At 43.1% G+C, this 9,313-nt stretch carries 12 protein-coding genes and 1 pseudogene; 10 read left to right on the forward strand and 3 right to left on the reverse strand.

Features of this window, described 5'->3' with window-relative positions:
- From O9295_RS19390 to O9295_RS19400, 3 genes are all read left to right on the forward strand, one after another.
- A partial coding sequence (locus tag O9295_RS19390) for a transposase (RefSeq protein WP_287716773.1) occupies positions 1-181 on the forward strand: 181 nt, incomplete at its 5' end.
- A gap of 5 nt (positions 182-186) precedes the next feature.
- Positions 187-438, forward strand: coding sequence for a type II toxin-antitoxin system RelE/ParE family toxin (locus O9295_RS19395; protein ID WP_288034653.1), 252 nt, complete (start codon positions 187-189; stop codon positions 436-438).
- Positions 439-440: 2 nt separating this feature from the next.
- Positions 441-740, forward strand: a complete 300-nt coding sequence (locus tag O9295_RS19400) for a helix-turn-helix domain-containing protein (protein WP_287669875.1) — start codon at positions 441-443, stop codon at positions 738-740.
- 34 nt (positions 741-774) lie between these two features.
- Here the strand turns inward: O9295_RS19400 and O9295_RS19405 are convergent, their stop codons facing one another.
- On the reverse strand, positions 775-3,072 hold the full coding sequence (locus tag O9295_RS19405; protein ID WP_288034656.1) for a TOMM precursor leader peptide-binding protein: 2,298 nt from the start codon (positions 3,070-3,072) through the stop codon (positions 775-777).
- A gap of 605 nt (positions 3,073-3,677) precedes the next feature.
- On the opposite strand from O9295_RS19405, the gene O9295_RS19410 reads away from it, so the two are divergent.
- The 6 genes from O9295_RS19410 to O9295_RS19435 all read left to right on the forward strand — a co-directional run bounded on the left by O9295_RS19410 (position 3,678) and on the right by O9295_RS19435 (position 5,900).
- A complete protein-coding gene (locus O9295_RS19410; protein ID WP_002736293.1) occupies positions 3,678-4,025 on the forward strand; it encodes a rubredoxin in 348 nt (115 codons plus the stop codon).
- A gap of 106 nt (positions 4,026-4,131) precedes the next feature.
- Positions 4,132-5,124, forward strand: coding sequence for a photosynthesis system II assembly factor Ycf48 (locus O9295_RS19415; protein ID WP_061431901.1), 993 nt, complete (start codon positions 4,132-4,134; stop codon positions 5,122-5,124).
- Between the two features lie 78 nt (positions 5,125-5,202).
- Positions 5,203-5,448, forward strand: coding sequence for a cytochrome b559 subunit alpha (gene psbE, locus O9295_RS19420; protein WP_002749269.1), 246 nt, complete (start codon positions 5,203-5,205; stop codon positions 5,446-5,448).
- Positions 5,449-5,473: 25 nt separating this feature from the next.
- Entirely contained in the window at positions 5,474-5,608 is a 135-nt protein-coding gene (psbF, locus tag O9295_RS19425) for a cytochrome b559 subunit beta (RefSeq protein WP_002736175.1), read from the forward strand.
- Positions 5,609-5,618: 10 nt separating this feature from the next.
- Positions 5,619-5,738: a photosystem II reaction center protein PsbL gene (psbL, locus tag O9295_RS19430; protein WP_002735805.1), complete on the forward strand. Its 120-nt coding sequence runs from the start codon at positions 5,619-5,621 to the stop codon at positions 5,736-5,738.
- Positions 5,739-5,780: 42 nt separating this feature from the next.
- On the forward strand, positions 5,781-5,900 hold the full coding sequence (locus tag O9295_RS19435; RefSeq protein WP_002736108.1) for a photosystem II reaction center protein J: 120 nt from the start codon (positions 5,781-5,783) through the stop codon (positions 5,898-5,900).
- Between the two features lie 710 nt (positions 5,901-6,610).
- On the opposite strand, the gene psbB is transcribed toward O9295_RS19435, so the two are convergent.
- Together psbB and O9295_RS19445 are read right to left on the reverse strand one after the other, a co-directional pair.
- A complete protein-coding gene (psbB, locus tag O9295_RS19440) occupies positions 6,611-8,137 on the reverse strand; it encodes a photosystem II chlorophyll-binding protein CP47 (RefSeq protein WP_002757651.1) in 1,527 nt (508 codons plus the stop codon).
- A gap of 371 nt (positions 8,138-8,508) precedes the next feature.
- Entirely contained in the window at positions 8,509-8,820 is a 312-nt protein-coding gene (locus O9295_RS19445) for a hypothetical protein (protein ID WP_002749272.1), read from the reverse strand.
- A gap of 172 nt (positions 8,821-8,992) precedes the next feature.
- Between O9295_RS19445 and O9295_RS19450 the strand changes: the two are divergent.
- Positions 8,993-9,313: pseudogene (locus O9295_RS19450) on the forward strand (RNA-guided endonuclease TnpB family protein); the annotation flags it as partial.

The raw sequence follows: 9,313 nt of genomic DNA on the forward strand, positions 1-9,313 counted from the left end.
AAGATATAAAGGTCAACGCAGACACAGCAGTTTTTATGTGGGTCAACATCTCTATCATTGGCTCCAGCTACATCAAATGTTCCCAAAAAATATAGAAGAGCTAATGCAAATTAGCCGCTATCGGTTGAAGGATTACATCAAGGGACAAAGAGCTATATCGCTTGCCCTATCTACCTTCTAGCTCGCTTGTCCCCCTCTCAGGGAGAGAAACCCAATGATTTTAAACCCATTCCCATTATTGGTCAAGGAACAGAAGAAATTAGAATTTGGACAGGAGAAACCTACAGAATCTTTTATGTGGCAAGGTTTAAAGAAGCGATTTATGTCCTTCATGCTTTCGGTAAAAAAACACAGAAAACCTCGAAAAAAGAAATTGAATTGGGACAAAAACGTTATCAACAAATGATTCAATTTAGACAACAATTACAGGAGGGATAACCATGACACAATCTAACCCTATTGAGATCACTTTTGGTAGCGATAACATCTTTGAAGATTTAGGATTTAACAGTGAAGAAGCAACTAACTTAAAAATTAGAGCCGATTTGATGTTAACCTTGCGGTCTTTTATCCAAGAAAAAAGATGGACACAGCAAGAAGCCGCCACTTTTTTCGAGGAAACAAAACCGAAAATTAGTGATTTAATGAATGGAGAAATTAGCCGTTTTACTGTTGATAAATTACTCAGTCTTTTAGATAAAACGGGAATAAAAGTTAAACTCGAAATCTTCACCAAGTAACTTAAAATCATCAACAATTGACCATGAACAAGGGTTACATCCACATGGGAAAAGGATTTAATTCATCTTCCGTTAAAGCTTCTTTTAACCATCCCATGCTAACAGGAACATCATACAATCTTCCTGTCCCTAAACGCTTCCACATATGACGCATTCCGGGGACAATGACTTTAGCTACTCTTAAACCAATATCAGGACGAGTCTGATCTAATACTAACATTTCCATCCCCTTTGACTCAACAATTCGCTGACACAATTTAACATCCTCTAATAAATCATCACTGGCTAATTGTAAATAATCATTACTTTTTTTCGGTATTATTTTACTATCGGGAACTAAATAAGATTGATTGCTTAACCTTGCCGTTTGCCACCATTTAACCGCCAAAGGATCAGCAGAAGGATTATAAATCGTTGTCCCATCTTCCTTAAAGGATAACACATTCGGTAAGATTTGATTAACCTCCGTTAACGCCCGACTAATGGCAATTTTCGGGTCAAAATGCGCCCCATACCCTAACAAAATGTCCTCCACTTCCCGCTCCTTTCTCGGACTAATAGCAGCAAAACAGGGAATATTCAAATCACTGGTAATATCTAACACCCATAGCTCCCGATTTAACCCCTCATAATATTGCTTTAATTGCTCAAAATATGGCTCATTCAAGCTCTCTAAATTAACGGAAGGTTTAACTAATTGATTATACCACCATAAGGCCACACAATCTCGTTCCACTAACTCCATAAACCCTTGTAAAAGCGCTTCTTCTATCGTATTTCCTGCGGCGCAGCCATTAGAATCAGCCCAACAATCTAAGGGTTCAGATTGAGGATAACCATAATAACAATATCCCGTCGGTAAATACTTAAAATCTTGAGCAGTTAAAGACCATACAGGTGTCCAATCAATCATTCTAGTTTCATCAAAAGGTTCAGGGACTTTTTGAAACCATCCTTGATTCTTCCCATTCCATTCTTCTCGATGTTGATATTGTTTTTCACTAAAATTCATACATTTGTTAGGATGAATAGCTTTATCTCCTAACTCTTGATAACTCGCTTTTTCTCTGATTTCATTCCCTTGAAAAACTCCCGAATACCGCTCAATAGCTTCACAAAATCCACTTGCTTTTGCTTGACTATCTGTACGGCCTTTTCCCGCACTTCTACCTCCAATATTTTGCCGTAAACTGTCTAAATCATCAAAGACACTGCGAAAATGATGTTTAGCTACATAAGTAGGAACTAAAGCATTCCCTTGTATCTTATTTAATTCTCGCACAATTCCCGTAATAGAACCGATATGATGTTGATAGGTTTTTAAGGTTTCTTCAGGAGAACAAAAACGATGTCCCCCATCACTGGTAAAAGCCTTTTTCCGATGTCCCAAAACCACGGGTAAAGGTGTTTTATTTAGAGAATATCCACAACTAGGACAGTTCGGACGTTTAACTAAAATATGCTCTTGAAATTGTAAATTTAAAGTATCATAAGTCATTAGTATTCCTTCTAAACGTTGATTTTTACCTTGAATAATCCACTTAAAAACCTCCATAGCCGTCAGATTTAAAACCGTCTGTATTGTCGCTGAAGAAAACCCTAAAGGAGAAATTAAAGAAATCTTATTTTCTCTCTGTCTAATGATAAATTCCTCCACGGGACGATTATCTCGTAACCGTTGAGCCAAACAATGCCAACAACCAGTTTTATCGGGATCAAATAAGGGACCAATCCATGCTAGGTTTCCCAGGGGATTAACTAATAACCAAGGCTTGTGCGAGGCTAAAGCTTGTTGATTAATACTCTCTAAATCAGGATGAAGATAATTATCGGTTAAAATAATGGTTAAATCCCCTTCATCTGCGACTTGAACTTGCAAGGAATTTAAAATATTGATCAAATCTTGCTGGGGAATTAAGCCTAGGGTTTTAACTGTAACCTTCAGAGATTGTAATCGTTCAAAAGCTTGGGCTTGAGAAACCTGAAGATGATGGCATAAAATTGCTAAATTAGACGGCAATAATTCTTGTTTTTCTAGCAAAAACCCTCGTTTATATAACTGAAAAATCGCTTTTTGAATTGCCAAGCTATAATTAACAATAACTGCGAAGAAATTAGCATTATTGGGATTGATTTCCTGATTTTGTAAAAATTCTAACTGAAGAATATCAATAATTTCATCAAGATTACGTTGACCATCAATTAATCTTACCAAACGATAATAAAGCGGCTCTTGGAAACAGATTGATTCTCGCTCAGATAGAAAAAATACCGTATTTGGTTCTAAGGTTTCAATTGAGTAGGCAGGATTCCAATCAAGCTGGTTGAACACAATTTTTACTCTCTTTTTAAGGTATAGTTAAGGTTGATTATATACCTATAATATAAGGTTGATAGCAGTCATCTTAATAGTGAGGTGCGAAGTTTTCGTTTTGGGGAACAGGGAGGGAGCAGCCCATTTATGCCCAAATATAAAAGCGATCGCTAAAAGTGATTAAATTTATGCAATATGATACCAAATCCGCTTTTAATAGCATGATTAACTCCCAATCCAAGTTTAAAAACCCAGTTATGGATTGTTTTGCCCCTGCTCCCTGCTCCCTGCTCCGCAGCTCCGGCACTCCCCAATCTCCTCCACCTTTTAAACAGGATTTGGTATCAGCCCCCTAATTTCTTCCCTGCCTAAAATTTCTCAATTTCTCGGAATAAATTTGACTACCAAAATCAGGGTAAATAGCCCAAATATCAACTTAATAAAGTTTTAATAGACATTTAAGCCCTAATAGATTAATCTTACTTTTTTTAAAGCCGATATGCTGCCTCGCTAATCCTTTTAAGACTTGAAAACTTGGTATTCTGTCAGGGGTTGGCCGTGAGAGGGGTCAATTTTCAAGGATAATTTGTAACAGAGTGTTGAAAATTCCTTTAATCTTAGTTATGAGCGATCGCCCACCAGAACTAACCCTAGCCGACCAGGCCCCTGCCAACCACGAATGTCGCTCCTGCGGCTACGTTTACGACCCCAGCAAGGGAGATAGTAAAACCAACACTCCCGCTGGAACCCCCTTCGAGGAATTGCCAGAAACGTGGCGCTGTCCCGTGTGTGGTGTGCGTCGTTCCCAATTTATCAACATCGGAGCTAAAGATGCTCCTTCGGGATTCCAAGAAAATCTTAGCTATGGTTTTGGAGTCAACCGCCTGACTCCGGCACAAAAAAATATTTTGATTTTCGGGGCTTTAGCGCTAGGATTTGTTTTCTTTATTAGTTTATATGGTTTAAACTAACTCAAGCACTCATTATCTTTAATCCAACGGCTCTTATGAGCCTGTAACCCATCGGGTACAAACCCTAATCCGTCCCGATTCCTTGACCAATACCTCTGAACCATTGATGAGAAAACTGAAACAATTCGTAATAGTTCTAGCTGTAGCCTTTTTCTGCTTTAGCTGTAGTAGTGTGCCATCCCTGAGCAGTAGTCCTTGGCAAATCCTCACCCTCGACACTGACTCCACTTTTGCCGATATCGCCTTTACCGACGACCTGCAGCACGGTTGGTTAGTGGGAACCAAATCTACCCTCTTTGAAACCACCGATGGGGGGGACAGCTGGCAGCAAAAAGTCCTCAACCTTGGCGAAGAAAAAGTTAGCTTTAGCGCCGTCAGTTTCCACGACCAAGAGGGTTGGATTGTCGGTAAACCCTCAATTCTTCTCCATAGCGAAGACGGGGGCAGCAGCTGGTCCCGTATCCCCTTAAGTGAAAAATTACCCGGTTCCCCCTACGGAATTATCGCCCTTAACGACAAAACCGCCGAAATGGTCACGGATTTAGGTGCTATCTACCGCACCAAAGACGGGGGCAAAACTTGGCAAGCTTTAGTGGAAGGTGCTGTGGGTGTGGCCCGGACAATTGTTCGTTCCCATGATGGTAAATATGTGGCCGTTTCCGCACGCGGTAACTTTTATTCCACTTGGGAACCGGGGTCAACAGAATGGCAACCCCACAATCGTCTTTCCTCCCGCCGTTTACAAAAAGTCGGTTATGGTGAAAAAGGAGAACTGTGGGCCCTGGCCCGGGGTGGTCAACTACAATTTACTAGCCCCAATGATCTCGATACATGGGAAGATAAGGTATTCCCCGAGTTTTCCACCAGTTGGGGACTTTTGGACCTCAACTACCGCAGCCCCGAAGAAATTTGGGTCGCTGGTGGTAGCGGCAATCTCTTGGTCAGTCATGACAGCGGCCAATCTTGGCAAAAAGATCGCGCGGTGGAAAGTGTCCCCTCCAATCTCTATCGAATTGTTTTTATCAATTCCGACAAGGGTTTTGTCTTGGGACAAAATGGGGTTTTACTGAAATATAATCCCCCTAGCGAATCGGCCTAAAACTTGTCTCAGGGTCAAGAAAGTCTCTATTATAGAGATTGAATTTTTCAAGTCCTATCATTCCGAGGAGAACCGTCCATGTCAGGTAGTACCGGCGAACGTCCTTTTGGCGATATCGTTACCAGTATTCGTTACTGGATTATCCATAGCATCACCATCCCCATGCTGTTTATCGCAGGTTGGTTATTCGTGAGTACCGGTTTAGCTTACGATGTTTTTGGCACTCCCCGTCCCGATGAGTATTACACTCAAGAGCGTCAAGAATTACCGATCATTAATGATCGCTTTGAGGCCAAAAATCAAATCGAGCAGTTTAATCAGTAGTTTACTTTAATTAAGGATAAAAACAATGGCTAGTGGTAATCCCAATCAACCCATTTCTTACCCCATTTTCACCGTTCGCTGGTTGGCAGTTCATACCTTAGCGGTTCCCACTGTCTTCTTTATCGGTGCAATTGCGGCAATGCAGTTTATTCAACGCTAGGAGAACAATTATGGAAAGAACACCTAATCCGAATCGGCAAGCCGTCGAGTTAAATCGTACTTCTCTTTACCTAGGTTTACTCCTAGTTGCTGTCTTGGGAATTTTATTTTCCAGCTATTTCTTTAACTAATTAGTCCCGATTCATTGTCATCGCAATTAGGAGGTGTTATTCATGTTCGCAGAAGGTCGTATTCCTTTGTGGTTAGTCGCCACCATCGCCGGTCTAGGCGTTATCGCCGTGCTTGGTCTTTTCTTCTACGGAGCTTACGCTGGTTTAGGTTCCTCTATGTAATTCCATTACGGGTAATTTCCCCCAGCAAGGCCTAGTTATTTCTATAACTAGGCCTTGCTGAAAAAGTAGGGGCGAAGCATTCGCATAGGAAATCTACGGTTTCAGCGATAGGTTATGCCCGAATGCTTCGCCCCTACAGGACGCGGGCCGATGAAGATGTAAGGTTTTGAAACATGATTCTCTCAAAATCTTGCACCTGTGGGAGCGAAAAAAGACCCTAAGACCCTTACCTAGTCTATATTTCACATTTATTCAGCAAACCCTAACTAGCGGTTTTTTCAGTATTCGGTGAAAAGTAAAGCTCGATCGAACTTTATACTAATACTAAATCCGTTGAGTAACGCACAGAAAACGGGTTTCTCGGAGAAACCCGTTTTCTACTCATGCACTCATGCAAAAAGGGGAATAATTAGGGTTTGCGGCAAAAAGTTTGTTGGTGGGGTTAGGAGTCGGTCGTCGGTCGTCGGTCGTCAGTAGCCGGTCGTTTCAGGCTTTGTTGCCCTCTCTTTTCGTACCAGTTTATGTACTATAAGAAGGATAATGCAAGGTTTTTGAGGGTCTCAATCCGATTTTCGCAGCATGAACATCGGATTTTAACAGGTCAAAAGCCTTATTTTAAAAGGGTTTTACCATTATTCAGCAAGCCATAATTAACAAAAAAAGGAGTCAAAGACTTGACTCCTTTAGTTATATGGATGATTTAGCTAAAACTAAACTTCTTGTTTACGAGTGCTAAGATCACCCAATTTTTGGAATAAACCGAATTCCACTTGTTCTTCCAGATCGGGATCTACCCCGGCGAATACGTCGCGGTAGATAGTACGAGAACCGTGCCAGATATGACCGAAGAAGAATAGTAAAGCAAAGACAGCATGACCGAAAGTAAACCAACCTCTCGGAGAAGTGCGGAATACCCCGTCAGACTTCAGGGTTTCGGTGTCAAACTCGAAAGCTTCACCGAGTTGCGCTCTACGGGCAAATTTCTTCACATCAGCAGGATCGCTGAAGACCTGACCATCGAGAGAGCCACCGTAGAAAGAAACGGTGACACCACTTTGTTCGATACTCAGTTTCGATTCCGCACGACGGAAGGGAATATCCGCGCGAACGATACCTTCCGAGTCGGTCAGGACAACGGGGAAGGTTTCAAAGAAGTTAGGCATCCGACGCACGCTGAGGACGCGACCTTCGCCATCTTTGAACACGGGGTGTCCTAACCAAGATTTAGCGATACCGTCACCGCTATCCATGGCACCAGTACGGAATAAACCACCTTTAGCGGGGCTATTACCGACATAATCATAGAAAGCCAGTTTTTCGGGGATTGCTTGGTAAGCTTCGGCGATGGTGGCTCCGTTGGCAATGCTGGCCTCGACGCGACGCTCAATTTCTTCTTGGAAATAGCCCTTATCCCATTGGTAACGGGTCGGGCCAAAGAGTTCGATCGGGGTGGTAGCATTACCGTACCACATGGTTCCGGCCACGACGAAAGCGGCAAAGAAAACGGCGGCGATACTGCTAGAAAGCACCGTTTCGATATTACCCATTCTCAGGGCTTTATAGAGTCTTTCGGGGGGACGAACGGTTAAATGGAATAAACCGGCGATAATCCCGACGATACCCGCAGCAATGTGGTGAGCTACCACACCCCCGGGGTTAAAGGGGTTAAAACCAGCCGGTCCCCATTCGGGAGCTACGGGCTGCACATGACCGGTTAAACCGTAGGCATCGGAAACCCACATCCCAGGACCCCAAAGGCCTGTTTGATGGAAAGCACCGAAACCGAAGCAGAGTAAACCAGATAAGAACAGGTGAATACCGAACATTTTCGGTAAATCGAGCGCAGATTCGCCCGTGCGGGGATCGATAAATAATTCTAAATCCCAGAAAACCCAGTGCCAAACCGCCGCTAGGAATAGCAGACCGGATAAGACGATATGAGCGGCGGCAACGCCTTCAAAAGACCAGAAACCGGGGTCAACACCAGTTTCGCCAGTGACGCTCCAGCCACCCCATGAACCAGTGACACCTAAACGGGCCATGAAGGGCAGCACGAACATTCCTTGCCGCCACATCGGGTTTAATACGGGGTCACTGGGGTCGAAAATAGCAAGCTCATAGAGGGCCATGGAGCCAGCCCAACCCGCTACCAGTGCGGTGTGCATCAGGTGAACGGAAATTAAACGGCCCGGGTCGTTGAGAACGACTGTGTGTACTCGATACCAAGGTAGTCCCATTGACTACGCTCCTCCTATTGACAATTTAGTGTCCACTTAGACGCTTTTTATATTCAGGGTGAAAATATAAGCCCAACAATCTCGACTGTTAAGTGCAAGAGTTAGCCGACCTACATTATCCCTTGAAAAGTGTATCTATTCTAAAGAAGTGTAACTATTGTTAGAACAGATTTCAAGTCTTTGCGATCGGTCTTCGGCCAGAATAGTCCAAATAAGGAAGTGGGGTGTGAGGTGTGAGGTGTGGGGTGTGGGGTGTGGGGTGTGGGGTGTAGGGTGTGGGGTGTAGGGTGTAGGGTGTAGGGTGTGGGCTGTGGGCTGTGGGGTGTGGGGAGATGGGGAATTATGACTGATAACTGATAACTGATAACTGATTACTTCCTCAGTAGTTCTTCGGCATTTTGCAGGATTTCGAGGACTTGTTCGGCACTAATCAAGCGTTTAAGCACCACTTGCCCGATGGTGGGGACAGTATCGGCAATTTCGGCACTCTTGGGGGCAACTTCTACCATAATCACGGCTTCTTCCACCTTATAAAGCCATAAAACCTGTTCTCCTTCTAAAATACCAATATTTAATCGCTCTATCTGCGGTGGTCGTCGCCAACTACTCGCGTGATCCCACAAACCGCCAAATTCCCACACCCGTCCTATTGTCCAACCTGCCGTTAAGAAAAAATATTTCACTTTGTTACCTAAAATGTCGGATGAATGCCCCCACTACATTTTTCGACAAGATACTCACCTTTGCGGGGGATGAAATCCGACCAGAATATTAGCAACGGAGCATCGGTTTAATTCTACCATCTGTGGGTAAACTGTGTTATAATTAATTTAGCCAAAGGTCAAGGATTGTTAGATGCTAGTCGTAGAAGCAAAGCTAAAAAACGGAACACCAGAGCAATATCACCAGCTTGATGAAGCTATCAAAACTTCTCAGTTTGTGCGTAACTCTTGTGTTCTTTATTGGCGGTCCAATCAAGGGACAACCCGCAATGATCTCCAAAAACTTTGTGCGGTACTAGCTAATAATAAAGAGACACCTTGGGTTAATAAATTAAACTCTCAAGCTCGTCAATCGGCTGCTGATAGAGCCTGGCAATCAATTAATCGGTTTTACCAGAATTGTCATGCTAAGATACCAGGGAAAAAGGGTTTTCCTCGGTTCAAGAAGCATAGC

The organism is Microcystis sp. LE18-22.4A (assembly GCF_027531105.1).
GTDB lineage: Bacteria > Cyanobacteriota > Cyanobacteriia > Cyanobacteriales > Microcystaceae > Microcystis > Microcystis aeruginosa.

Coding starts and splice junctions, on each gene's coding strand:
- psbL (WP_002735805.1), top strand. CDS start 5,619: ATGGAAAGAACACCTAATCCGAATCGGCAAGCCGTCGAGTTAAATCGT.
- O9295_RS19400 (WP_287669875.1), top strand. CDS start 441: ATGACACAATCTAACCCTATTGAGATCACTTTTGGTAGCGATAACATC.
- O9295_RS19415 (WP_061431901.1), top strand. CDS start 4,132: ATGAGAAAACTGAAACAATTCGTAATAGTTCTAGCTGTAGCCTTTTTC.
- O9295_RS19435 (WP_002736108.1), top strand. CDS start 5,781: ATGTTCGCAGAAGGTCGTATTCCTTTGTGGTTAGTCGCCACCATCGCC.
- O9295_RS19410 (WP_002736293.1), top strand. CDS start 3,678: ATGAGCGATCGCCCACCAGAACTAACCCTAGCCGACCAGGCCCCTGCC.
- psbB (WP_002757651.1), bottom strand. CDS start 8,137: ATGGGACTACCTTGGTATCGAGTACACACAGTCGTTCTCAACGACCCG.
- psbE (WP_002749269.1), top strand. CDS start 5,203: ATGTCAGGTAGTACCGGCGAACGTCCTTTTGGCGATATCGTTACCAGT.
- psbF (WP_002736175.1), top strand. CDS start 5,474: ATGGCTAGTGGTAATCCCAATCAACCCATTTCTTACCCCATTTTCACC.